17 protein-coding genes are annotated in these 24,436 nt (G+C 45.2%); 11 read left to right on the forward strand and 6 right to left on the reverse strand.

Translation table 11 applies throughout. From position 1 onward, the window contains the following. Nucleotides 1-12 precede the first annotated feature (12 nt). Nucleotides 13-1,788 carry an ABC transporter substrate-binding protein gene (locus ACFTRD_RS09910; protein WP_379379291.1) on the reverse strand — a complete coding sequence of 592 codons (1,776 nt, stop codon included), beginning with the start codon at nucleotides 1,786-1,788 and terminating at the stop codon, nucleotides 13-15. A 146-nt stretch (nucleotides 1,789-1,934) separates the two neighbouring features. Here ACFTRD_RS09910 and ACFTRD_RS09915 point away from each other — a divergent pair, with 146 nt between their 5' ends. The 5 genes from ACFTRD_RS09915 to ACFTRD_RS09935 all read left to right on the forward strand — a co-directional run bounded on the left by ACFTRD_RS09915 (nucleotide 1,935) and on the right by ACFTRD_RS09935 (nucleotide 8,941). Then, complete coding sequence (locus tag ACFTRD_RS09915) at nucleotides 1,935-3,170, forward strand: MDR family MFS transporter (protein ID WP_483875041.1); 1,236 nt, start codon at nucleotides 1,935-1,937, stop codon at nucleotides 3,168-3,170. A 121-nt stretch (nucleotides 3,171-3,291) separates the two neighbouring features. After that, nucleotides 3,292-4,116, forward strand: coding sequence for a copper amine oxidase N-terminal domain-containing protein (locus ACFTRD_RS09920; protein WP_379379293.1), 825 nt, complete (start codon nucleotides 3,292-3,294; stop codon nucleotides 4,114-4,116). 446 nt (nucleotides 4,117-4,562) lie between these two features. Further along, entirely contained in the window at nucleotides 4,563-5,294 is a 732-nt protein-coding gene (locus ACFTRD_RS09925; protein ID WP_379379295.1) for a Stf0 family sulfotransferase, read from the forward strand. Nucleotides 5,295-5,429: 135 nt separating this feature from the next. After that, nucleotides 5,430-7,175: an ABC transporter ATP-binding protein gene (locus tag ACFTRD_RS09930; RefSeq protein ID WP_379379297.1), complete on the forward strand. Its 1,746-nt coding sequence runs from the start codon at nucleotides 5,430-5,432 to the stop codon at nucleotides 7,173-7,175. Continuing rightward, nucleotides 7,172-8,941, forward strand: coding sequence for an ABC transporter ATP-binding protein (locus tag ACFTRD_RS09935; RefSeq protein WP_379379299.1), 1,770 nt, complete (start codon nucleotides 7,172-7,174; stop codon nucleotides 8,939-8,941). The genes ACFTRD_RS09930 and ACFTRD_RS09935 overlap by 4 nt, the downstream gene beginning before the upstream one ends. A 98-nt stretch (nucleotides 8,942-9,039) precedes the next feature. Here ACFTRD_RS09935 and cyoE read toward each other — a convergent pair whose 3' ends face one another. Further along, the gene (cyoE, locus tag ACFTRD_RS09940; protein WP_379381274.1) at nucleotides 9,040-9,963 is read right to left on the reverse strand and encodes a heme o synthase; all 924 of its coding nucleotides are present in this window, start codon (nucleotides 9,961-9,963) and stop codon (nucleotides 9,040-9,042) included. 400 nt (nucleotides 9,964-10,363) lie between these two features. On the opposite strand from cyoE, the gene ACFTRD_RS09945 reads away from it, so the two are divergent. The 4 genes from ACFTRD_RS09945 to ACFTRD_RS09960 all read left to right on the forward strand — a co-directional run bounded on the left by ACFTRD_RS09945 (nucleotide 10,364) and on the right by ACFTRD_RS09960 (nucleotide 17,503). Further along, nucleotides 10,364-11,293, forward strand: coding sequence for an NAD(P)/FAD-dependent oxidoreductase (locus ACFTRD_RS09945; RefSeq protein WP_379379301.1), 930 nt, complete (start codon nucleotides 10,364-10,366; stop codon nucleotides 11,291-11,293). Between the two features lie 249 nt (nucleotides 11,294-11,542). Next, nucleotides 11,543-14,788 (forward strand): bifunctional cytochrome P450/NADPH--P450 reductase, encoded by a 3,246-nt coding sequence (locus ACFTRD_RS09950; RefSeq protein ID WP_379379303.1) that lies wholly within the window; start codon nucleotides 11,543-11,545, stop codon nucleotides 14,786-14,788. A 580-nt stretch (nucleotides 14,789-15,368) separates the two neighbouring features. Continuing rightward, a complete protein-coding gene (locus ACFTRD_RS09955; protein WP_379379305.1) occupies nucleotides 15,369-15,956 on the forward strand; it encodes a TetR/AcrR family transcriptional regulator in 588 nt (195 codons plus the stop codon). 65 nt (nucleotides 15,957-16,021) lie between these two features. Next, nucleotides 16,022-17,503 carry a DHA2 family efflux MFS transporter permease subunit gene (locus tag ACFTRD_RS09960; RefSeq protein WP_379381276.1) on the forward strand — a complete coding sequence of 494 codons (1,482 nt, stop codon included), beginning with the start codon at nucleotides 16,022-16,024 and terminating at the stop codon, nucleotides 17,501-17,503. Between the two features lie 153 nt (nucleotides 17,504-17,656). Here the strand turns inward: ACFTRD_RS09960 and ACFTRD_RS09965 are convergent, their stop codons facing one another. Beyond that, nucleotides 17,657-18,637: an alpha/beta fold hydrolase gene (locus ACFTRD_RS09965; protein ID WP_379379307.1), complete on the reverse strand. Its 981-nt coding sequence runs from the start codon at nucleotides 18,635-18,637 to the stop codon at nucleotides 17,657-17,659. Nucleotides 18,638-18,753: 116 nt separating this feature from the next. After that, on the reverse strand, nucleotides 18,754-19,287 hold the full coding sequence (locus ACFTRD_RS09970) for a DUF1572 family protein (protein ID WP_379379309.1): 534 nt from the start codon (nucleotides 19,285-19,287) through the stop codon (nucleotides 18,754-18,756). 172 nt (nucleotides 19,288-19,459) lie between these two features. Between ACFTRD_RS09970 and ACFTRD_RS09975 the strand changes: the two genes are divergently transcribed. Then, nucleotides 19,460-20,431 carry an MBL fold metallo-hydrolase gene (locus tag ACFTRD_RS09975; RefSeq protein ID WP_379379311.1) on the forward strand — a complete coding sequence of 324 codons (972 nt, stop codon included), beginning with the start codon at nucleotides 19,460-19,462 and terminating at the stop codon, nucleotides 20,429-20,431. Nucleotides 20,432-20,484: 53 nt separating this feature from the next. Here ACFTRD_RS09975 and ACFTRD_RS09980 read toward each other — a convergent pair whose 3' ends face one another. Beyond that, the gene (locus ACFTRD_RS09980) at nucleotides 20,485-21,066 is read right to left on the reverse strand and encodes a LysE family transporter (protein ID WP_379379313.1); all 582 of its coding nucleotides are present in this window, start codon (nucleotides 21,064-21,066) and stop codon (nucleotides 20,485-20,487) included. 135 nt (nucleotides 21,067-21,201) lie between these two features. Between ACFTRD_RS09980 and ACFTRD_RS09985 the strand changes: the two genes are divergently transcribed. Then, nucleotides 21,202-21,756 carry a helix-turn-helix domain-containing protein gene (locus ACFTRD_RS09985; RefSeq protein ID WP_379379315.1) on the forward strand — a complete coding sequence of 185 codons (555 nt, stop codon included), beginning with the start codon at nucleotides 21,202-21,204 and terminating at the stop codon, nucleotides 21,754-21,756. 98 nt (nucleotides 21,757-21,854) lie between these two features. On the opposite strand, the gene abnB is transcribed toward ACFTRD_RS09985, so the two are convergent. Further along, nucleotides 21,855-24,269, reverse strand: a complete 2,415-nt coding sequence (gene abnB / locus ACFTRD_RS09990) for an arabinan endo-1,5-alpha-L-arabinosidase AbnB (RefSeq protein WP_379379317.1) — start codon at nucleotides 24,267-24,269, stop codon at nucleotides 21,855-21,857. Nucleotides 24,270-24,436 lie beyond the last annotated feature (167 nt).

Consider the following 24,436-nt stretch of genomic DNA (forward strand, 5'->3'; position numbering starts at 1 on the left):
TTTTGATGCAAATCAAACCTCACTGCCGATTTTGATCCATAATTGAGAGATATCCATATAACCAAATTCGGCGGTTTGCATGCCGAAGATGCTCTGATCGAGTTGAGCGCGCTTGTTCATGTGACAACCGTGCAAAATCCAGTTGTTTTCTCGCAGCATTTCCTCAGCTTCATCTAATAGCTCTGCACGTTCTATGCTGGGCAGTTGGGCGAAATGATCCAGTTTTTGATCCAGTACAGATTGCAGATCAGGAGTCATGCACATATGAAAATGATTGGACAGGTTTTTGAAAAAGTGAATCATGCCATATTGCCAATCTTCCTCCAGAATTTCTTCAGCCATGATTAATTCGGCATTCATCGTTTCTCCGAAATGAACATTATCTTCACAGGGACACATGGCAAGGTGCAGGCCAATGACTTGTGCACGCCGCTGAAGCCACTCCGCAACTTTTGAATCTTTGTTCAAAGTGTACGATAATGCAATGGTTTCACCTTGGTATCCACTGCCGTATAGCAACTCTCGGGCGTGTTCAAGCGAGGATTCTGTCCAGTCCTGTATTTCACTTTTCCATGGCAAGAAGCTGCCTGCGGGTGTAATTCGATTACCGCCCAGATCCTTCACAAGTGCCACGGAGTCATATACCATCCTCAGCGCTTGGCGAAATTTCGGATGATGGTGGATGCCTTCCTTACGAAAATTGAAGAGCATATACTGGCACCCGAGCGCAGGATAATTGATGCTGTTTGTATTGAAATCGGTTGATGGGAGCTTCAGCCGAGATGTTCCAGGAAGTTCATAGTACCGATCATTCGGACCCAAATCGGGAACAAACCAAATATGGACTTGGTCGAGATGGGGACGAATACCATAATAAGCTTCGAATGCGCCAAGCTCCAGCACATCCTCATTCATCTTCGTAATCTGAAAAGGTCCGGTGCCAATCAGCCGTTCGGAGACATCCATATCGTAGGGAAGAATGGTCATTCGTATACAGCTAAACAGATGCAAAAAGAAGCGGTTCGGCCGACTGAGTTCAAATCGGATACAGTAATTGCCAGTGATTTCGGCACGTTCAATATCCCGATATAACCAGATGGACGGGCTGTGCACATCATGCAATCGCTGTAACGTGGCTTGTACGTCCATGGATGTCATTACACGTCCATGGTGGAAACGCACCCCTTTACGGAGATAGAAGATCCATACGGTGTGATCTTCGCTGCATTCCCACATATGCGCCAAATTGGGCTGGAACGAATTGGATTTGGCATCATAAGTGACCAATGTATTGCCGACCTGACCGAGCAGGTAGGTTTCAAAAGCTGTATAAACAAAAGCAGGGTCCAGATTGCCTTGTCTGCGTGATCTCATCATGCGCAGCACATCCTGACCGGATGCCGTTTCGGCATGACTGTGGAATCCCATATGCTTGTTAAGTGATCGCAGCAATTGTTCCTGAAGCGTTTTATGGATGTCAATCGTGCCGATCAGCTCGATCGCTTCTTTAATTTTACCTCTCCCAATCAGTTCCCGCAGGTGACTCTCCAGCGTTTCATTCACACTGCGCAGCAGCGTCATCTCCGAATAATGTCCCCGCCCACGCCCAGGCTGCCAATGAATAAATCCTTGTTCCTCCAGCTTGCGCAGAATAAACTTCACGTTGCGTGGAGTACAGCATAAGGCATCGGAAAGGCTGTCGATGGTTACTGGAACGGGTTCATCAAGTGTAAGAGAAAGTTCTTTTGCTGTTGCAAGACGTACATAATGGGTTGTTGTGGTATCCATGTTTGGATGCTCCTTTATAAAAGGTGAAAAGTGTTATCGCAATCTTACACTTTTATTTCCCCCTTTGATCGATACAATTATACATAAAGAGAGAGGGAAAGACAGCCCCACTTAGACAAAACAACAAGAACAGGAGAACCATACGCATGAAGCAGCATTTACGGCAGATTCACCCTTTAGCATGGACCATCATTATTGGAACCATGTTTGGACGTCTCGTCACGTCCATGAGCATCCCCTTTTTATCCATTTACCTGACCCAGGTACTAGGTGCTACACCAACACAAACTGGGGTTACCGTCGCGGTCAGTTCTCTGGCGGGGGTCATGGTCAGCTTTTACGGAGGTTATATTTCAGATCGAATAGGCCGAAAGTTGGTCATGATGGTCTCCGTATTTGGCTGGGCCTGTGTTTTCTTCATCTTTTCAGCAGCGGAGCATCTGTGGGTATTTTTTGTGGCCAATACGTTAAACGGTTTATGCCGCGCCGTGTTTGAGCCCACGTCACGTGCACTTCTATCGGACATTACTTCACCACAAAATAAGCTGCTTGTCTTCAATCTCAGATATGCTGCCATTAATCTGGGTGTTGTATTTGGACCTATTATCGGCCTTCAGCTTGGATCAGCGGAGTCTACGTTTCCGTTTGTGATCTCCGGGATGGTATATATTGTTTACGGCCTGGTTTTGTTTCTTCAATTTCAATTGCAGCGTGCAACTCTGCCGAAACACGTCCAGGTCACTGCGCCCCGTTTACGAGATGCCTTGGCTACCACCGGCCGTGACCGTGTATTTTTGCCGGTGCTGATCGGGACTACTTTTTGTGTGCTTGGGTATGGGCACTTTAGCTCAACCCTGGCCCAGTATGTGGCGCAAAATCCTCTTTTTGAACATGGGAGTCAAGTGTTTTCCTATATGCTTTCACTTAATGCGTTGACCGTGCTTGTGGTCCAGTTTCCGATTGTGCGGGTGGCCAGCAAATTCCCGCCAGTTGTGCCCCTCATTCTAGGAAACCTGCTGGTCGCTACAAGTTTGTTCCTGTTTGGCATCGCAACAAGCGTTGCGGTACTGATGATCAGTGTCATTCTGTTCACCGTTGGGGAAGTGCTCATGTTCACCATGATGGATATGCTGATTGACCGAATTGCCAAACCGGAATGGAAAGGGACCTACTTTGGGACCATTGGATTCAATAACCTGGGCAGCGTCATGGCGCCGATTCTGGGAGGGCTGTTATTAACCCAATTCGGGACGGGGAATGGACTATCCATTTTTGTACCATTGGCACTGACCACTGCACTTGGATTGCCTTTTCTAATCGTAGCGCATAAGCGCCTTGTCGTCAGGGAAAAGGAGTCAAATCCAATACAAGTGAGTGCCTAGCTTAAGGGATGTCAGTTGCATTGCATATAAGCATTAGTTGTTTTAACTTTTTTTTGTAGACTGTAACTTTCATTGAGTAATCGGTGTTTTTTAGTTAAACATTTCCTCATGGGGGTTCCAAATGATATTTAAAAAGCTCACTTTAACATTGCTGGCATGTGTTATGTTTGCCACATTTTCAACGCCGAGTTTCGCTGAGGAGGCCACGCTAGAGATTGGGAGTGGCGTATTGTCCAATAACCGGGTGCTAATTCCTTTGAGGGTTGTGTCCAGCAACTTGGGAGCAGACGTAACGTGGTATAAGGAAGGGAAGAGCATTCGAATTAAAACGGATGAAAAAGAAATTTGGCTTGTAATTAACTTTAAAAATGCGAGAGTGAATGAACAGATAATCAAAATGGATTCTCCTGTTGAAATAATGGGCAATACAGCATATGTTCCGCTGCGATTTGTCAGCCAAACGTTAGGAGCCAAGCTGGAGTGGAATCCACAAACTAAACAGGCAACCATCCACTTGAATAATCAAAATATGATTGTAAGTATGCAAGAGGAGACGATCCAGATCCCTGATTCAAGGAAATTAACCCAGGGGCGGTTAAATGTTTTGTCAGAAAAATTGAATGAAATTTCAGGCTTGTCTCAGATTAAGCAGGTCAGTGCGTATTTCAAGCCCTATTTTACAGAAGATTTAATCCAATTTATTCTCAAGAGGCAGGATCTAGTAAGGGATTGGATGCTGTATGATGCTCCAGAGACCTCCGTTTATTATACAAGCAGTACAACAGCGACGTTATCCCAATCGTTCGTTATCGGAAATACATTAACGGGTGATTCTCATTATGTAAATGATCGAAATATTGAATTTGTTTACACTAATGGGGTATGGAAAGTGAACCAGTTGAGGTTTAATCTCAGAGAAGTCCCCTATTTGGGTTATGATCGTTGAACTAGCAGCATATGATGATTAGTGGCATGAAGGAAATAACAATTGAGTTAATATTATCTTGACGGATTACGGTGGAGCGAATACAATAAACAACAAATATGTGTGACGGGTGGTTAAGATGAACATGTTCCAGACAGGGCGCATTCTGAAACGATAACTGAATACGCATGAGCATTGTGACTTAACCATGGATTGTATATTGGCGTCTAGACAGTCATGTTTGTGCACCCCTGTCGTGAACGCTCATCATTATTGCGTGCAGTGGAGAAATCCGGAAACGTTTCTTATTTCATATGGTTCTCTTATTGTTACAAGCTGTAGATGAACATTAGTTCATCTATGGCTTTTTTGCATGCATTCCATCCAATTTGTTGCACATGGAAGGGAGATTTTGCAGTACTTTTTAGCATGAAACTATCCCTAAGAGGAGAAAGAGAGGCAGCGATATGAAACGACCTGCTCAAAGTTATACCATTTGGTTTTCTCAACGAACCGGCAGTACTCTGCTGGGTGAAGCCTTAAGTTCTACGGGTGTCGCAGGATATCCAAGGGAGTGGCTGCATTATCAGCATAAGAGCCCAGACACATTAAAGCGTGAAGATCTGGAGCAGATCTGGAGTCAGGGAACTACGTCAAACGGAGTCTTCGGAATCAAAATTAATTTTGAACAACGATGGATTGACGCATTCCGCAGTCTCTATAGTCTGCCAACAGAGTTATCGCGGGCTGAGGTATGGAGTACGGGCTTCCCTCATTGCACCAAGCATATCTATATGACGCGTCGCAACAAAGTCAGATTGGCTGTGTCATGGTGGAGAGCCATTGTCTCGGGTGAATGGCACCGCAAGCACGGTGACATTCCTCAGTTACGGGATATTGCAGATCAATATAACTTTGATGCAATTAAGCATCTGCTTGTGGAGAGTAACATGTGCGAAGCAGCAATTGAAGATTTCCTGTCTGAGTCAGGCATTGTGCCGCTGACGATTGTTTATGAGGATTTTATAGAAGATTATGAGGGAACCGTCATGAATGTGCTAGCGTTTTTGGATGTTCAATCTGACGGTGTCACTATATCACCCCCGTCCTTTGACCCGATTGCAGACGAGATTTCCGAACAATGGGTGCAAAGATTTCGGGAAGAATGCCAGAGAGATTGGGAGAATGTAAGATGGTAAACACACTCGAAAAGATTCATTCATGGGTTGGAAATGTTGCATTTATTTTTATTATGTATGATTCATCTTAGTGAGGAACCAAAATGCGTTGAATGCAAAATGGAATAGAAATGTTATACGAAGGGGTGAGGGGCTATGCCCAAAACAGAGAAACGCTCCATGTCCTGGCTGCTGCAATATCTAAAACCCGTCAAAGGCCGATTGGCCTTGCTTATGGTGATGTTGCTAACGTCAACGGGGCTGCAGCTCCTGAATCCACAGATTATCAAACGATTTATTGATACAGCCGCAAATGGGGGAGTCCTTTCTAACCTGCTCCAGCTTGCCGGATTGTTTCTGGTTGTTGCTGTCGTAAATCAATTGATTACGGTATCCGTCAGTTATCTGGGGAATGATGTTGCCTGGCGGGCAACGAACCGATTACGGGGAGATCTCCTGAAGCATTGCCTGCGTCTGGATATGGGATTTCATAACGTGAAGACACCAGGAGAGATGATTGAACGGGTGGATGGTGATGTGACGAGTATTTCCAACTTCTTTGCCATGTTTATTGTGCAGGTGATTGGAAGCTTTGTCTTGCTTGCCGGAATCCTCGGATTTATGTTCAGCGTAAACGTACCCATTGCGATTGTCATGACGGTATTTACATTGTTATCGATTCTGTTTATGGTGTTTATTCGGAATCTGGGAGTAAACTCTTCTAAAAATGAGCGGGAAGCGAGTGCATCCTTGTTCGGATTGATTGAAGAGCGTATCGCGGGAATCGAAGATGTTCAAGCTAACGGGCATGTCCCGTATGTGATGAATCGCTTTTATCGCACCATGCGTGTTGTGTTTCAAAAGGGCAGAAAAGCCTGGCTGCTTCGGGTCATTCCATGGAATACAACGGTTATTCTGTTCGCTCTGGCTGTTACGGCGGTACTATTGCTCGGTGTTCATTACTACATGAAAGGCATTATCAGCATCGGAACCCTGTTTCTGATTTATCAATACACACAGATGCTCAATGATCCTATTGAGATGCTGGGCGATCAGGTTCAAGAGTTTCAGAAGGCCAAATCCGGTATGCTTCGTTCGAGAGAACTGTTGTCTTTGCGCAGTGAGATTGAGGACGGAAGCGAGGACCAGCTGCCAGAAGGGCCGCTTGGTCTGGAATTCAAGCAGGTGAACTTCAGTTATAACGAGGATAAACCTGTATTGCAGAATATTAACTTTGCCATTAAACCTGGCGAACGGCTGGGGATCATCGGTCGTACAGGTAGTGGCAAATCAAGTCTCAGTCGTCTTCTTCTGCGCCTGTATAATCTGGATAGCGGAACGATTTATGTTGGCGGGAAAGATATTTCAGAGCTTACCTTGCCTGCACTCTACTGCAGGGTGGGTATGGTGACGCAGGATGTACAGCTGTTCGATGGTACGCTGCGAGACAATCTAACGCTGTTCAACCAAGGCGTTTCGGATCAGATCATTAAGGAGACAACGGATCGACTGGGATTAAGTCATTGGATTGAATCACAACCCGCAGGGTTGGACACACATCTGAAGGCAGGTGGTTCTTCATTGTCCGCAGGGGAAGCTCAATTATTTGCCCTGACGCGTGTATTTCTGACTGAACCAAGTCTTGTTATTCTCGATGAGCCTTCCTCACGGCTGGATGCCGCAACAGAGAGCATGCTTCAGTCTGCCATCGATCAATTGATGAAGCAATGTACCGGAATTATTATTGCCCATCGACTGGCTACTTTGGAGAAGGTCGATCGAATTATGGTACTGGGTGATGGGAAGGTGCTGGAATTCGGAGCCAGAGAAGAACTTGCTAGAGATCCGGCATCACATTATGCCAGATTGCTGATTACTGGGCGAGAGGAGGAATTGGCATGACGGTAGCTGGATTTATAGGGCGTTTGTTTCGATTCAGGCCCTTTCTATTTTTGATCAACGGATTGTTGTGGTGCATATTTCATTCTTTGCCATTGGCAATAGGGATCGGGATGCAGTGGTTTTTTGACAGGGCAACCGTAGGTTCCAGTGATTATATGTGGCTGGCGGCTCCGCTGATCTTCATAGCTTTGATCCGAGTGGCTAGAGTAGGGACGTTTTTTGCTGCATTCTATGCATGGATCACATACATCTACCATATTCAGGCTATTCTGCGTACCAATATGCTCTCGGGTATTATGCGCTGGCCTGGACGCAATCTGCCGGCTTCACCAGGGGAGGCGATGAGTCGCTTTCGGGATGATGTGGATGAGGTGGTTGAGTATGTGGAATCCTGGGTGGATTTCTGGGGCAGGCTCGTGTTCGCTATCGTATCCATCGTCATCATGGCGAACATTAACTGGAAAATCACTTTGGTAGCTGTTTTGCCACTGGTCGTCGTGACCTTGCTGAATAACCTGTCTGGTAATCGGGCCCGTCGATATGCTCAGGTCAATCGTGAGTCGACGGGGCGAATCACCAGTTTCATTGCCGAGACGTTTGGAGCTGTGCAGGCGTTGAAACTTGGGCAGGCGGAAGAGCATGTTTCCACTCGTTTTAACAAATTGAATGAAGAACGTCGTCAGGCGGCACTCCGGGATAATCTGTTTAAACAGTGGATGCGATCACTTAATCAGCATGTTCTCAGCATCTGTACAGGTCTCATTCTCCTGATGTGTGCGGCCGAGATGAAATCCGGCCATTTCACTGTAGGTAATTTTGCCTTGTTTACCAGTTATCTTGCCAACATCGGTTTTAGCATTTCATTGTTTGGATATATGGTATTTCAGCATAAACGGCTTAAAGTATCGTTTGACCGCATGCGAACCCTGTTTCGTCCTGGTGAGGAAGACCGAATCATGGATTTCAGAGAGACTTATCTGAATGAAGATCCGCCTGAGCTTCCTAAGGAACAGAGAGATCCCAAGGAGAAGTTAAGAGATCTGGAGATCCGCAATCTGGCGTACCAATATCCTCATTCTGCAAATGGAATACAGGATATCAGCTTCCGTGTGAAGCGGGGACAATTTCTGGTCATCACTGGACGGGTTGGGTCTGGAAAATCGACTCTGGTTCGTACACTTCTGGGATTGCTGCCCAAACAAGAGGGCACAATTCGCTGGAATGGGAAAGATGTTGATCCCGCTACATTCCTGATGCCTCCAAGAGCAGCATATACACCGCAAGTGCCCCGACTATTCAGTGATACACTGAAAGAAAATATAGTTCAGGGCAAACAGGGACGTACGGAGATTGCTCTTGCTAAAGCGATTCGCTTGGCTGTTATGGAGAAAGATATCCAGAATCTGGACCAAGGACTCGAAACGTCCGTAGGCCCAAGAGGTGTCATGCTGTCAGGTGGTCAGATTCAGCGGGCGGCAACCGGACGCATGCTGATGACCGAAGCGGACCTGTTCATCTTCGATGATCTGTCCAGTGCGCTGGATGTGGAAACCGAGCAACAGGTGTGGGAAGGTTTGTTCCAGGAGCCAGATGTCACATGTATTGCAGTGTCTCACCGCAGAGCAGCACTTGCGAAGGCAGATCATATCATCGTCATGAAGGATGGACGAATTGAGGCCGAGGGCAGCTTATCAGATTTGCTTGCTACAAACGAAGAAATGCAGCTACTTTGGCAAGGTGAGCAAACACCGGTTAAAGTGGGATAGGATAAGATATACGATATAAAAATGAAAAAAGCCGTACAGACAACTCTTTTTGAAAGAGTTGTCTGTACGGCTTTTAGTATTGCTCCATTGTTCAATCTTTATTTGATCAGCTGTGCAATCAATGAATACGCAATGATGACCAGGAAGATGATCGTAATGTGGTTAATGGAGAAAATAAACATTTTATGTGACCATTTCTTGGTTTCTTTCTTATCGAAAGTTGCCACACTAAGAATAAGCCAGGCCAAACTTACCAAAAATGCCACAATGGCAATGAACGGACTCATCGGCCAGAACAAGAAGCTGGAGAATAACAACAATACCAGATAAACATTCGTCTGGATGTATGTCCGTCTGATTCCTTTAACTACAGGAAGCATAGGAACGCCAGCCGCTTTATATTCATCAAATCTCCGGATGGCAATACCATAGAAGTGAGGCATCTGCCACAACAGCATGGTAACGACAAGGGCCCAAATCTCATAATGTCCAAGTTCTGGTGAAATGGCTGCCCACCCGATGAGCGGCGGAACAGCACCTGAAAGGCTTCCGACTTCCGTATTATATACGGTTGTTCGTTTGGTCCACATGGTATAAGGGAACACATACAGCAGCAGTCCCAATATGCCGAATACGGCAGCCGATGGGGATGCAATATACAACATGACTCCCCCAATGACCGTAATGGCAATACCGAGGATCAAACCTGTTTTGGTATCTACGCGACCGGTAACCGTAGGACGGGTTTTGGTCCGTTCCATGATTGCATCGATATCCCGATCATACAAATTGTTAAACACTCCGGCCGCTCCGATAATCAGGGAAGACCCGATAACAGAGAGGATAATGGGTACAATATTAGCTAAAATGGATGCATCAAATACATACAAAGCCAAACTTAAACCGGCAAACATGGCGATCAGATTGGATTTGATGATTCCGATCTTGATCGTATCAAAAAATACTTTCGGAATCGAGCTAGTATACTCCAAGCTGATATCGGGCCGTGACCCTTTATTCAATGTTTTCAAGAACTCACTTCCTATATCTATACTTATATATCTCGTGGTTTTATTATAGCATTCAATACAGTATGTGAATTAATTAACGATTTAGTATTTAAAATAATGTCATTTGATTGTGAACAATTTAAAAACAAGGTTTTTTTCAATTGTTAAAAATGATTTTATGTGATACAGGTCACAGAATCAATCTAAACAGTATTAAAGACAAGAAAAGAATATTTTTCTTGCATTATGCGTTTTATTTGTTTATTGTAGATATAAGGGGTCTTTAATGGTATGGAAAGTTCTCCTCTTAGATTATTGTAAGAACAGCTTGTTTGCAAGCGGCAAGAAGTCAGTATGGATTTATTTTTTTGTGTTTATTAAGGACATTGAGTATCTGGAAAGGGTGTTAAATATGAATCAACAGATGGATGTATTAATCATAGGTGGAGGGCCTGCGGGTCTTAATGCGGCTCTTGTATTAGGCAGGGCTCGTAAGCAGGTTGTGGTCATAGACGATGAAACCCCGCGTAATTGGGTCACACGTGAAACGCACGGTTTTCTGACGAGAGATGGTGCCAGTCCGCGTGAATTTCGGAAGGTTGCGAAGGAACAGATTAGCGCATACCCGTCCGTTCATTTTGTAGGGGACACAGCGACCTCTGTGACAGGAACCGATGGTGATTTTCAAGTTACAACGGCGCAAGGAGCGATCTATCGTACAAAGAAAGTGTTGTTCACCGTAGGGAAAAAAGACCTCCCGCTGGATATAAACGGCTTGACAGAGGTATATGGCAAGAGTGCTTTTGTCTGCCCTTATTGTGATGGTTGGGAATTAAGAGATCAACCGCTGGTCATCATTGTTAATGGAGCCAAGGCATTTCATATGGCCAAAACAATCTCGGGCTGGACAAGCCAGTTTACCATTTGCACGAATGGCCCTGATGAATTAACGGACGAGCAGAGGGAGGAATTGAAGCAGCATGGTGTTCCGGTATGGGACTCTCCAATTCGATCCATTGAATCAAGTGATGGGATGGTGCAGCAGGTAGTATTAGAAGATGGCACAGAAATCTCGTGCACAGGGATTTTCTTTGGACCGAAACTGGTTGCCGGATCAGAACTGCCGCAGGCGATCGGATGTGAGGTTAACGAGGCCGGTACGGTCGTTGTCGATGATTACGGCAAAACGACTGTACCAGGTGTATTCAGTGCCGGAGATGCAGCGTCGGAGCTGTACCAGGCTATTACTGCGGCTTCCCTTGGTGCTTTATCTGCAGTAAGTATCAACAATGAGTTAAATATGGAAGCATGGGATGAGCGCGGTAAACATTTAAACCGATAGAACGCCGGTTTACTCGTTTCATTTCTGAGAAGTTGCTTAATAGATAATTCAATAAAAAGGATCAGATCAAAGGGGATTGCCGACGCAATTCCCTTTTTGTGTTTTTTGTAAATTTTTCCATCTCCGAGTGACCGGCTCAGACATTATAGGCGTAAGATCAACATTTGATTTTCATTCGTTAACGATTTATTATTATATCAAATGATAGCTTTTAATATCATTTTAAAGCTATGGGAGAGGGTGTTAAAAGTGAGTAAAGCAATTAACGTTCCACAGCCCAAAATGTATGGTCCACTCGGAAATCTGCCCTTGATTGATAAAGAAAATCCAACGATGTCTCTCGGAAAAATAGCTGAGGAGTATGGTCCCATATATCGGTTGACTGTTCCTGGTTATTCCGGTTTGATTGTATCTGGACCAGATCTGGTGGCTGAATTATGTGACGTAAGCCGTTTTGATAAATTTATATACAATGAACTCGAAAATGTACGTGCCTTTGGAGGCGATGGTTTATTTACAAGCAGAACATCCGAGCCGAACTGGAAAAAAGCGCATAATATTCTGCTACCCACCTTCAGTAAACAGGCAATGAAGGGTTATCATCCGATGATGGTCGACATAGCGGAACAATTGATAAACAAATGGGCGCGTCTAAATTCCAATGACACCATTGATGTAGCAGACGACATGACACGACTTACGTTGGATACCATTGGACTGTGCGGTTTCAATTATCGATTTAACAGCTTTTACAGACAGGATCACAGTCCTTTTATCAAAAGTATGGTGCGTGCATTAAATGAAGCCATGCAGAAAAGCTCGCGCCTGAAAATTCAAAACTTGCTGATGGTCAAAACCAAACGACAGTACCAGGAAGATATTCAAACCATGTTCTCTTTGGTCGATCAGATTATTGAGGAACGTAAAGCAAGTGCTGCACCTGAAGAGGTTGACTTGCTGGCACGTATGCTGAATGGCAAAGATCCGGAAACCGGAGAAAAGCTGGACGATGATAACATCCGGTATCAGATTATTACTTTTCTCATTGCCGGACATGAGACGACCAGTGGTTTATTATCTTTTGCTCTTTATTTTTTGCTTAATAACCCAGAGGCACTTCAAAAAGCGTATAACGAGGTGGATCGGGTATTGGTGAATGAATCTCCACAGTACAAAGAGATCCTTCAGCTCCCGTATATCCGCATGATTCTCAGTGAATCGCTGCGCCTATGGCCAACCGCTCCGGGATTTGATGTTTATGCCAAAGAAGACACCATCATAGGTGGCAAATATCCGCTGAAAAAAGGGGAGAGCTGCAGTATTCTTCTGCCTCAGCTTCACCGTGACAAAGGTGCCTGGGGAGAGGACGCAGAGCTATTCCGCCCGGAACGTTTTGAAGACACGAATCAAGTTCCTCATCATGCGTATAAACCGTTTGGCAATGGGGAGAGAGCGTGTATCGGCATGCAGTTTGCTTTATATGAAGCAACCCTTGTGCTGGGTATGGTGCTTAAACATTTTGAGCTGGTTGACTATAGCAACTATACATTGGATATTAAACAAACATTAACGTTAAAACCAGGGGATTTTCGAATACAGGTGAGAGCGCGTACAGTTTCACCGAAGCTGGGTACACCTGTTGTTCGCTCGAATGAGAAGTCGAACCAGGTTGTTCAAACCAATGTAGCTGATCACGGTCCTATTACGGAATCGATGACCACTACCGTGGACATTAATCCAACTTTATTGGTTCTGTATGGTTCCAATCTGGGAACCGCAGAAGGTATTGCCAGAGGCATTGCAGAGAAAGCCCGTTCCTATGGGATTTCAAGCGAAGCCACGACATTAAATGAATCGGTTGGCCGCTTGCCCAAAGAGGGGATCGTTCTCATCGTGACTGCATCATATAATGGTAAACCGCCGCAAAATGCAACGGCATTTATGGAATGGCTGAAGGAAGCGAAGTCAGAAGAGACAAAGGGTGTGACCTATGCAGTTCTGGGCTGCGGGGATCGAAGCTGGTCCGGTACATACCAGAGCATTCCTCGAGTGGTGGATGAGAAACTTGCGAGCTTGGGAGGCAACAGGCTATTACCTCGGGGAGAAGCCGATGCAGGCGGGGACATGGAGGAACAAGTGGAAGAGTGGCAGCGCATATTGTGGCCTCAGATGTTAAATGCTCTGGGGATCAGCGAGGAATCCATGGAACACTCCTCACGAAGTACACTTCATATGGAATTTGTTCGCGAGAAAGCCGATCTGCCGCTTGCGCGAACCTACAATGCCAGCTATGCCACTGTAGTGGTAAATGAAGAGCTTCAGGCAAGAGATAGTGGGCGCAGTACACGTCACCTTGAGATACTGCTGCCCGAAGGCATGACCTATAAAGAAGGCGATCATCTTGGCGTATTGCCCCGAAATGCAAATGAACTTGTGAATCGCATCCTCCATCGGTTCGGATTAAAAGGAGACGTTCAGATCCAATTAACTTCGAATGTAACACAGCTTACACATCTTCCTTTGAACCGTCCTGTCCAGGTACATGAACTGCTCCGTGACTGTGTTGAATTGCAAGTACCTGTTACAAGAACGCAGCTGCAAGAGTTGGCTAACCATACGGTGTGCCCGCCTCATAAGCGTGAACTGGAGGCCATGTTGGAAGAAAACAACTACAGGGAACATATACTTGATAACAGAGTCACCATGCTGGAACTGCTTGAAAAGTATGAGGCTTGTGAGCTGCCATTCGAAAGATTTCTTGAATTGCTGCCCTCACTTAAGCCCAGGTATTACTCCATATCCAGCTCTCCCCACCTCAATGCCAAGCAGGCAAGCATTACGGTGTCCGTTGTGAGAGAGCCTGCATGGAGCGGTAACGGCGAATTCCGTGGTCTGGCTTCATCCTATCTGGCCGACCGGCAAACGGGCGATAGCATTCTGATGTTTGTACGTACGCCAGAATCCGGATTTGAGCTTTCGGAAGAGCCGGATGTTCCAATTATCATGGTGGGTCCAGGGACGGGCGTTGCACCGTTCAGAGGTTTCCTTCAAGCCAGATCTATCTGGAAAAAGAGGGGATTGCCACTTGGTGAAGCTCATTTGTTCTTTGGATGCAGAAATGAATCGGATTTCATATATCGACAAGAACTTGAACAATACGAAGAGGCAGGAATCGTCAAGCTTCATACGGCTTTTTCACGTGTGGAAGGTCAGCCCAAAACGTATGTGCAGCATCTGATGATAGAGACAGCGGAACATTTGCTTCATTTGCTTAATGGAAAAGGGAGAATCTACGTATGCGGGGATGGAAGCCAGATGGCCCCTGCCGTGGAAGAGACATTGCGGCAAGCGTATCAGAAGGCGAAAGGAGTAACCCCCCAGGCAGCGAAAGACTGGCTCAATCAGCTTCAGGCAGAAGGACGTTACGTCCAGGACGTGTGGGCAGGTAAACGAACGGCTGAATCGGAGAAGTTCGTGTATGCTGAAACATATTAAGATGGAGGCGGCGATAAGTCGCCTTTTTCTTATGTCAAAAAACAGCCGTTGATTTGGAGGTTCATATCCTTCAAATCGGAAGCTGTATGAATTTGGCTGATACATGATCTCTTGACAAAAAAAATATTTTGACGCAATATAAATAAACATACTTTATAAAGTGTATGAATAAAACATCTTATACTGAACAGATAACACGGGAATGGGTCATGGAATGTGAGATGAAGAAAAAGGAGTTTTTAACATGTTGTCATTAATATTGTTATGCCTGATGGTATATGTGGGTGTGTATTGGTGTCTGGCTGACTCCAAGCAGTCTATGGATGTAAAACCGGTGCGTTCGTTCGATGATTTTTTCGAGTAAGATTTATCATGCATATAATGATACTGAAAAGAAGCGAGGAGCAGCTCTCGCTTTTTTTTGTACATAAATTTCACTCATTTTCAGCAGCTTCCAATATCAATCCTCTTCAAAGCGCTTTCATGTGAACCGGCCTAAATATTAGGGTTGACAGTGTTTTTCGAAACAGTTTTAATTATATAGACCGATTGTTATAATTCATTGAAGGATGTGGCTTTATTGAGTGAAAAGTCTAATGCTAGAGAACTAATCGTCAGCACAGCAGCCAGACTGTTTTTTTCACAAGGATATCATGCGACCGGTCTAAATCAGATTATTAAGGAGAGCAGTACGCCAAAAGGCTCGTTATATCATTATTTCCCGCATGGCAAGGAAGAGCTCGCTCACGAGTGCATTCAAAAAGCCAATGAAAACATTCTGCAGAAGTTTGAAGAAATATTTGCAGCCCATGATAATACAGGCGATGCTATTCAGCAATTTATTCATGACTTAGCGGTTGAAACGGAGGCGGCAGGTTTTACGGGCTTTCTTCCATTTAGTTTCTGGGCAGCCGTAGAGACATCCTGCATCAGTCAACAATTGCGGATCGCTTGTCAGGATGTGTTTGCAGGGTGGCAGCAAATCATTACGAAACATCTGATTTTGGATGGCATAGGTGAAGAGAAAGCACAAGAGATGGGACTTCTCGTCATTTCCTTAATGGAGGGAGCATTGATTATCAGCCTGACCAACCAGGACAAACAGCCTTTGCTGACGGCTGCTGATTATTTGTCCCTTGTGGCGAAGAATGCAAGAGAGAAGCAATAAGTTTCGTAAAGAGAGAAATAGAAATTGTCAGATTGTTTGAGGAGGATGGGATTGTGGAGGCTTCCATGAAAGCTGGTTCTGTACAGGATCAACAAGAAACAAAACAATATAAAGTATTTCCGATTTTATTCGCCATGCTGCTCAGCGGCTTTATTGGTCTGTTCGGTGAAACAGCACTGAATGTGGCATTGACACCGCTGATGGGCTTGCTCGAAGTTGGACCTACTACGATTCAATGGTTAACGACAGGTTATCTGCTCGTTTTGGGTATTTTGGTGCCGGTTTCCGGTATGCTGCTACAATGGTTTACGACAAGACAGTTGTTTACCACTTCTCTGATTTTTTCAATTGCAGGAACGCTTGTTGCTGCTATCGCACCGAGCTTTGAAATTCTGTTGGTGGCACGGGTATTACAAGCTGTAGGTACAGCTTTGTTACTGCCACTGATGTTCAACACCATATTGGTTATCTTCCCGATTGAAAAGCGTGGCGCTGCCATGGGACTGATCGGTTTGGTTATCATGTTCGCGCCAGCAAGTGGTCCGAGTATCTCGGGTCTGATACTGGCCAATCTGAGCTGGCACTGGATTTTCTGGATCTCATTGCCGTTCTTCATTATCTCATTGGTATGCGGCTTGCTGTTCTTACCGAATATTTCGAAATTGACCAAGCCCAAAATTGATGTTCTTTCCATTGTACTTTCGACGCTTGGTTTTGGTGGAATCGTGTACGGATTCAGTAGTGCAGGAGGACATGGGGAAAGCGGCGGTGGCTGGACCAGTCCTGTAGTTGTTGCTACGCTGGTTATTGGCGTGTTATCTTTGCTGCTGTTCAGCATCCGTCAATTGAGAATGAAACAGCCGATGATGGATCTGCGGGCGTTCAGATATCCCATGTTTACGATCGGTTTGATCCTGATCTTCCTATGTATGATGATGATGCTGTCTTCCATGCTGATCCTGCCAATGTATCTGCAACAAGGTATGGCGGTTACGGCATTGACTGCTGGTTTGGTTTTGCTGCCGGGCAGCTTGCTGAATGGATTCTTGTCCCCAGTTATGGGACGTCTGTTTGACAAGTTCGGTCCGAAATGGCTCGTGATTATCGGACTGGCTATCGTGACTGTCGTTCTCTTCATGTACACGGGAATCACTCCGACAACGACCCTGAGCAAGATTATTACACTGCATGTGTTCATGATGGTCGGAATTTCAATGATCATGATGCCTGCACAAACCAACGGTTTGAATCAATTGCCTCCTGCATTTTATCCTCACGGGACGGCGATTATGAATACATTGCAACAGGTATCCGGAGCTATTGGTACAGCGGTCGCAGTAAGTATACTGAGCGCAGGACAGACTCGCTTTTTGAGCGGTGTAACGAACCCGGAGAGCCCAGAGAATCAGTTGGCAGGTTTTACATCCGGTGTACAAAATGCATTTGTTTTCGCACTGGTTCTTGCTGCAATTGGACTGATCATTTCACTGTTCCTGAAACGAGTTAAGGTTGGTGCTCAGCAGGGACAACAAGGCCCTATGCATTGATTGAAGTTATTGAAGAATTGAAGAATTGAACGATGCTCTCCCTTCTATTGGGAGCATCGTTTTTTTTGTACATAAAAACCCTAGCGATTACAGAATCACTAGGGTTTGATCACGAATTGTAGTGCTGGTTGAGCCAGCGTTTGATTATAAAACCTATTTCTGGACCAGTTCCAATATTTCCTTAGCTACAAGATCCGGGTGATATTGATGAATATAATGCTCGGTATCCTTAATGGTTACATGTTTGGAATGTTCCGACCAGGACGTAAATTCAGCTTGGGTTTTATCCCATAGAGGCTCACTGGCTCCGAAGTAGTCTGCTGTCAATATGGTGAGTGGGAACGGCAGGGTTTGCTTGTTGTCAATGACAATTTTGGCATTAGTTGTCGTTTCACGCAACTCATCCACGGTATTGGCATTTCCATAGTTAAGCAGCAGGGCCGTTGTATCGATCTTTTTCAGTTCATCAGGCACATACTTTAGTCCGTTTCGATTGGCATTGGAGGCTTCCACGACAGCGTCTGATTGTAAGGACAAGCGGAACAGCCCCGTTTGAATTCGGAATTGGTTCATAAAGCCGCCCATTACACTTGCCATATCCTCAGTTTCATTGGCATAATATTCCGGACTGCCACCATCGATCATGACCATACCTTGTACTTCATCCGGATATTTTTGCGCAAAACGGAGCGTTTCGAGTGAACCCAGTGAATGGGCGACCAACACGTAGGGAGGCTTTTGTCCAGAAACCTGTAATAACTCGTGCAATTCATCTGCTACGGTATCGACATCCCGTTTCTTATCGGTCATATCGCTATAACCATAGCCAAAGCGATCGTAAACCGCGAATTTCGTATAGGGAGCAAGTTCTTCATAGAGCGGATAATAATCCACATAAGGATCAGCTGTACCCCATCCGGATGCAAGAATAACGGTTACATCCCCTTGTCCGCCCGTATATAAATGCATATTGTCACCATGTACGCTGTACAACTTGCCAGGAGGAATGAATGTTTTTGCATCCTGTCGTGCACTCACTTGTTGGTAAATCACACCTGTACCCAAAAGGAGGAGAATTGCCACTACTCCGAATATAAACGTTTTAAATAATCTTCTTTGCCATTTTTTCATCATCTCTCACATACTCTCTGCTGTATTTTCTCTATTATATATGCCCAGTGTTATTGGAGAGAAAACAGAGTCTTAATTCCACCTTAATTATGTTTAACCAGGAGAGGAATCAACGTTAGTTAATGATACAACCCTGTGAGATGTTCGTCGCTGGGCTGTAAAATCTTCGACAACAGTACGATCTGGCCTGTGTGGTAGCCGTAGTGGGTAGCTACCTTAATTAAGAGAGAACGGATAATCTTATGTTCAAGTGCATCTGGGGCTTCCACCTCACTACGGTTCATACGATTCCAATCTGTCAGCTCATAGGGGATGGTCACTTGCCGAAACAAGTCATCCTCGTTCAGATTTGATAATATTGAAATGGACTCCGTTCGCACATGGCGGAGCTTGGTCAGTAATTCCTCCCCGGTCATACCGCCATTAGCATTAAACTCAGCAGAGCGTTCCCGAATCAGAGGTTTGTTTCCGATGCCCGTCACCAGGTTCTGATACTCGTTGCCCGCCAAATGCAGACAATAATTCCCCACACTGTTCATGCCAGGCTGGAGCCTGCTCCAAATCTGTTCATCGTTCAGCCTGTTCAAGCTGGTTTCAATGCGTTCAAGCTGCTTGTTCATGTCCTCAACAACGTCCTGAATAAGTTTAATCATGATAACATGTCCTCCATTCAGTAGGGTCGATTGAATTTCAAATTCAGATAACCAAAGGCGAATTGATTATAAACGAACAATGATTTAATATAAAGGCTAATATTGCTCCTGTTTTATTCTAAATTGAATTGTGGCTTGAAATACGGATTATAGAGAACAGAAGGTATGAATAATGACAAAATACGAAAATCAGATTCCAACATCCGCAGGTATGAGCTTCAGCTCCCTAGTAAGCATGTTGAGGGATTCCATGCGGAGAAGTATAGAGCGAAGACCTGCGGGCAGCATTCCCATGGTGAAATATGAACCGGCGGAATCGTTAAATGTATCCGATCATCCGCAGGTGACATGGTTCGGTCATTCGGCTTTTTTGCTTGAGATCGAAGGACACAGGCTGCTTTTTGATCCAATGCTGGGCAATCGTCCATCTCCTGTATCCTGGGCGGGTACGAAACGATACAGCACGAACCTGCCGATTCAACCCGAGGATTTTCCAACTTTGGATGCAATCATTATATCGCATGACCATTATGATCATCTGGACTATTCATCCATCCGCAGATTGAAGAATAAAACACAGCGGTTTATCGTTCCGCTTGGCGTTCGTCGACGACTGATTCAACTGGGTGTGCCCTCGGAACAGATTACTGAACATAACTGGTGGGATGAGCTATCCTTCAAGGGTTTGACATTTGCCTGTACGCCTGCACGGCATTTCTCGGGCAGAGGATTGTTGGATCGCAATTCTACATTATGGTGTTCGTGGGTCATTGCTGGACAGGAAACGAAGGTTTTCTTTAGCGGCGATAGCGGATATGGTCCTCATTTCAAGGAAATCGGTCAAAAATACGGGCCTTTTGACCTGACCCTGATGGAATGCGGGCAATATGACGAGCGTTGGTCCAACATTCATATGATGCCGGAAGAAACGGTACAGGCGCACATGGATGTAAAGGGAGGCTTGCTCATCCCGATTCATTGGGCTGCTTTTACGTTGGCCTATCATGCTTGGAACGAGCCAGTTGAACGGATCACCAAGGCTGCACAAGCATTGAATGTCAACATTGCAACACCCAAAATTGGCGAGAAGGTTGTGCTGCATTCGGGGAATTACCCAAGCCAACCGTGGTGGAGATCAAATTGAGGCAGATCGAAAAAGCGTTCCCTCATCGGATGAGAGGACGCTTTTTTGTTTTTTTACAATAGGATCGATAGGGCGCTGAAAATGAGCAAAACACCCATCACTATATGAAAAGGACGTTCATATTTCAATAAAAAACTTTGGAATAACATGCCACATAAACCCCACGTCATATTAGCAGCAACACCTATGATGGTGAGAAGCAACGAAAAAAGGATAATATGAACATGTGACTGCCCGAGAGGCATGACAAATACGGAGATAGCCGTAAGACCATACAAAATGACTTTGGGATTGATGAATTGCAGGGTAAAGCCAAAGAGAAATGAAAAACGATTAACCTTGGGATCTTTAGCATTCCCTGGTTTATTTCGCATGATTTTGATCGCCAGATAGATCATGTACATACATCCCAACACGTTCAGGGCAGGTTTAATCCTTGGGATGTATTGATGCAGAACAAGGTTGAAATAACTGGACAGAAACATAATAACCAGGCAGCCAATTGCCACGCCGGAGATAAACGGAAGGATTTTTTTGAATCCCTCGTTTTTTGCATGAGTCATGGCAATGATGTTGTTGGGACCCGGTGTGAATGAAGCCACGATTGCGTACGTCAGTAACGGTATAATATTCATAAGTCCTCCACATCTGATTCTCGATGTATGTTATATTGACTTGAAACGTACGTCATAACGCACGATCTTTATAATTGTACAATATGTACGTTATAGAGCACAATATATTCTTTTAAAAACAGAGGTGACTTTATTTTGAAAAACATTAATGTTGTTCTGGCACAGAATTTGAAGCAGCTCAGGGAACAAAGAAAGCTTAGTCTGGACAAGGTTGCCGAGATGTCTGGAATCAGCAAGACCATGCTGGGTCAAATTGAACGGGGGGAATCGAACCCAACCATTGCTACCGTATGGAAGATTGCGAACGGCCTGAAAATATCCTTTACCGCCTTGATCCACGAGCCAAAGTCGGACACTACAGTCGTAACGGGCAATGATATTCAAGCATTGATGGAGAATGAGGGGAAGATTCGAATATATCCGCATTTTACTTTCGAAGAGGGGCGTCGTTTTGAAATGTACGTTATGGAGATGGATGAGGAGTCTTCTTTGAATGCTGAACCGCATATAGAAGGGGCAGAGGAATTTATTACGGTTTTTGAAGGGCAAGTTACAATTCGGGTTGGGGAGGAGGATTATACGGTAAAACAAGGCGAGTCGATCCGTTTTCGAGCGGACAAGCCTCATGCTTATACGAATTTGGGTGACTCTGCGAACAAATTAAGCATGGTCATCCATTATTCGAAGTGAAATTAAATAAAACGCCAATGTAACAGTCTGTGTTTTCGACTGTTACATTGGCGATTACCTTATGGAAATTCAACTTCATGGGTAAGGGTTTGAATGAATTAAGGTTTTTCTTTGGCCTGACGTTGTATTTCCGCGGAGGTTAACGCTTTATCATATATTTTTACGTTATCCATATTGCCTTTATAGAAGGGATCGGCTGTGTAACGGCTTTTACCCAAATAAGCTTCCGTCACTTGCAGATCCTTCGGGTTAAAGGTCATTTCCGTGCTGCTTGCTACGGATTTTCCGTTCACATACAGAGTGCCGGTATCTCCCTGAAGGGTAACAGCGACATGCACCCATTGATTGGAGGGCAGCGGTTCAGCAGCAATTAGGCTCTGATCCCGTCCCTGATCATGAATGGTGAATTGCAGAGCTCCAGTATGCTGGGCGGGAGTAAGGAACATATGTCTGTTCAGGCCATTTCCAAAGTCGAAAATTCGCTGCCAGGCTCCCCCGCCACTCCAGTTGACCCAAGCACTGAAGGTGAAATCCTTCGTATCGGTCATGATTCCGGGCAGCTGAATGTAGCTGTCTGTTCCATTGAAAGCGGCAGCCTGATTTTTGCTATTAACCGCAGAACTCGTCACATTAAAGGCTTGACCGTGGTATTCATTTTTGCTGAAATCCTGTGCGATTTTTGCAAGTTTCTTTTGTTCAAACGTATATTCTCCAAGCAAAGGACTAACCGCTTGCTGTGGAATGGTAACGTTAAACGTTTTGGAGCTTACCGCGCTTCCTTTGCGAATCGTTGCCGTTAATGCCACTTTAGCATCTCCCTTACCAGCGCGCGGTCGATTCACTACCCCGGTAGCGGAAAGGGCAGAGGCATTGGATGATTTCCACGTAATCTCTGCATCGCGTGCTCCCTTCGTCGGGAGGGAGAGGTTGAAGAATACACTACTCGTGTCGCCGATGCTCAGATCCTTTTTCACCGCATTAACAACGTCCTGATCCTTGATTGCAGCCATCTGACTTCCCCAGATGGCTACGCCAGAAGAGGAGAGCGCGCTAAAAGTAAGAACCGTCTTCTGGGAATCCGGCTCCCATTCATGGGTGAAGACGCCTTTATATACAGCATTATTCGATGTAATTTGGACCTGATTGTCTGCTTCAAGACGCCATGTTCCTGTCACTGGACCACTAATGTGTCCATCTGCTGTGAACTGAACGGTCTGTGATGATTTGATCTCCGCCGTAATCTCCTTACCGTGATTGATCCAGTTATACTGACCCTCAATATCTTGGTTTGTCAGTTGGGCAGTATCCTCTTCCAAGGCCGCATAGCGATAGGGAGAAACGACAGGCCATCCTTCCGCGTTCATATGCATCTCATGCACGCGGACTTCATGCTCTTCGCCGCGCCCCGGAAAGCGGGTATGGAAGATCAGAAATTGTTTTCCGGTCTCAGCATCAACATAAGCAGAGTTATGTCCTGGTGATACATAGCCAGTCCCTTGACCTGTACCCGGATCCCCAATCTGTCTTTGAAAGAGGAAGTTTCCCAACAATTTGACGCCAAAAGGCTCGATCGAGCGGTCATCAAACAAGGGTTTGTCCTTGTCCGCTTTGACGTTGATCATATCGTTCCCTTCGGCATCGAGGAATGGACCGTCAGGTGTTTTGGAACGAGCTACGCGAATGTTATATCCCCCGTCAGCACCGAGTCCGCCATAAGACAGATACAGATAATAATAGTCCGTTTCGGGACTGTATAGCATGTATGGTGCTTCAATTCGGCTGTGATTGCCTCCGGTCAGCTTTTTGCCATAACCCTGGTTAGGCAGTGGTTTTCCCGTCGTTTCGTCCATCTCCAGAATGAAAATCCCCCCGGAATAGGAACCGTATACCATCCACAGCTTGCCGTTTTTATCGAAAAATACATCAGGATCGACCACATTTGGATGGATGGTTGCATCGTATATGGTGCCATCTTCACTAATCTCATCCCACATGCCGGATTTGAGAAGAATGCCCTTGTCCTTATAAGGCCCTTCGATGTTGTCTGCGACAGCAACGCCCAGCGCAGAGCGGGGGGAGTCTCCTTTGCACGCATTGTAGTACATATAAAATTTGCCATCCGCCAACTGAATTACGTCTGCTGCCCATAACGTATCGGTCTGCGCCCACTTCAGGGCTTCAGCGAATTCTTTGGTTACATTGGGCACAACAGGATTGTCATCTGTAACCCCGGAGGCGAGTGAATCCCAGTTCATCAAATCCTTGGATTTGGCTACCTGAAGGTGTGAACCGAAAATATAAAAGGTATCACCTGCCTTAATAACGGAAGGATCATGAACGGAAACATTTCTGAATGCTGGAGCTGCATTCTCAATGGATGTGGAAACTTGCGGGTTGAAACTGGCTGCCCCCGAACTATCCGCCAATACGGAGACGGGTGCCAAAGCTGTTGCCGTAAGTAATGCAGTGCTCAGTAAAGAAATGTGAAGTACGCTTACCCAATAACGTTTCATACGTTTCCCCTTTCCCAATACATGAAATGAAAAATAAGCCCTGTTCATTGCCGCCAACGTTATTTGGTCGGACACCCCTCCTGTTCGTTACCATAATTTATCAAGCGCTTTCATTTGTTATATTATCAATCAATTTATATATTTGTAAACCATAAATATCAGGGTTA

It is taken from the genome of Paenibacillus sp. NPDC056933 (assembly GCF_042674385.1).
Lineage (GTDB): Bacteria > Bacillota > Bacilli > Paenibacillales > Paenibacillaceae > Paenibacillus.

What these genes read in the sequence shown, in the direction of transcription:
- ACFTRD_RS09910 (WP_379379291.1), bottom strand. Translation starts at nt 1,788, where the DNA reads ATGGATACCACAACAACCCATTATGTACGTCTTGCAACAGCAAAAGAA.
- ACFTRD_RS09915 (WP_483875041.1), top strand. Translation starts at nt 1,935, where the DNA reads ATGAAGCAGCATTTACGGCAGATTCACCCTTTAGCATGGACCATCATT.
- ACFTRD_RS09920 (WP_379379293.1), top strand. Translation starts at nt 3,292, where the DNA reads ATGATATTTAAAAAGCTCACTTTAACATTGCTGGCATGTGTTATGTTT.
- ACFTRD_RS09925 (WP_379379295.1), top strand. Translation starts at nt 4,563, where the DNA reads ATGAAACGACCTGCTCAAAGTTATACCATTTGGTTTTCTCAACGAACC.
- ACFTRD_RS09930 (WP_379379297.1), top strand. Translation starts at nt 5,430, where the DNA reads ATGCCCAAAACAGAGAAACGCTCCATGTCCTGGCTGCTGCAATATCTA.
- ACFTRD_RS09935 (WP_379379299.1), top strand. Translation starts at nt 7,172, where the DNA reads ATGACGGTAGCTGGATTTATAGGGCGTTTGTTTCGATTCAGGCCCTTT.
- ACFTRD_RS09945 (WP_379379301.1), top strand. Translation starts at nt 10,364, where the DNA reads ATGAATCAACAGATGGATGTATTAATCATAGGTGGAGGGCCTGCGGGT.
- ACFTRD_RS09960 (WP_379381276.1), top strand. Translation starts at nt 16,022, where the DNA reads ATGAAAGCTGGTTCTGTACAGGATCAACAAGAAACAAAACAATATAAA.
- ACFTRD_RS09965 (WP_379379307.1), bottom strand. Translation starts at nt 18,637, where the DNA reads ATGATGAAAAAATGGCAAAGAAGATTATTTAAAACGTTTATATTCGGA.
- ACFTRD_RS09970 (WP_379379309.1), bottom strand. Translation starts at nt 19,287, where the DNA reads ATGATTAAACTTATTCAGGACGTTGTTGAGGACATGAACAAGCAGCTT.
- ACFTRD_RS09975 (WP_379379311.1), top strand. Translation starts at nt 19,460, where the DNA reads ATGACAAAATACGAAAATCAGATTCCAACATCCGCAGGTATGAGCTTC.
- ACFTRD_RS09980 (WP_379379313.1), bottom strand. Translation starts at nt 21,066, where the DNA reads ATGAATATTATACCGTTACTGACGTACGCAATCGTGGCTTCATTCACA.
- abnB (WP_379379317.1), bottom strand. Translation starts at nt 24,269, where the DNA reads ATGAAACGTTATTGGGTAAGCGTACTTCACATTTCTTTACTGAGCACT.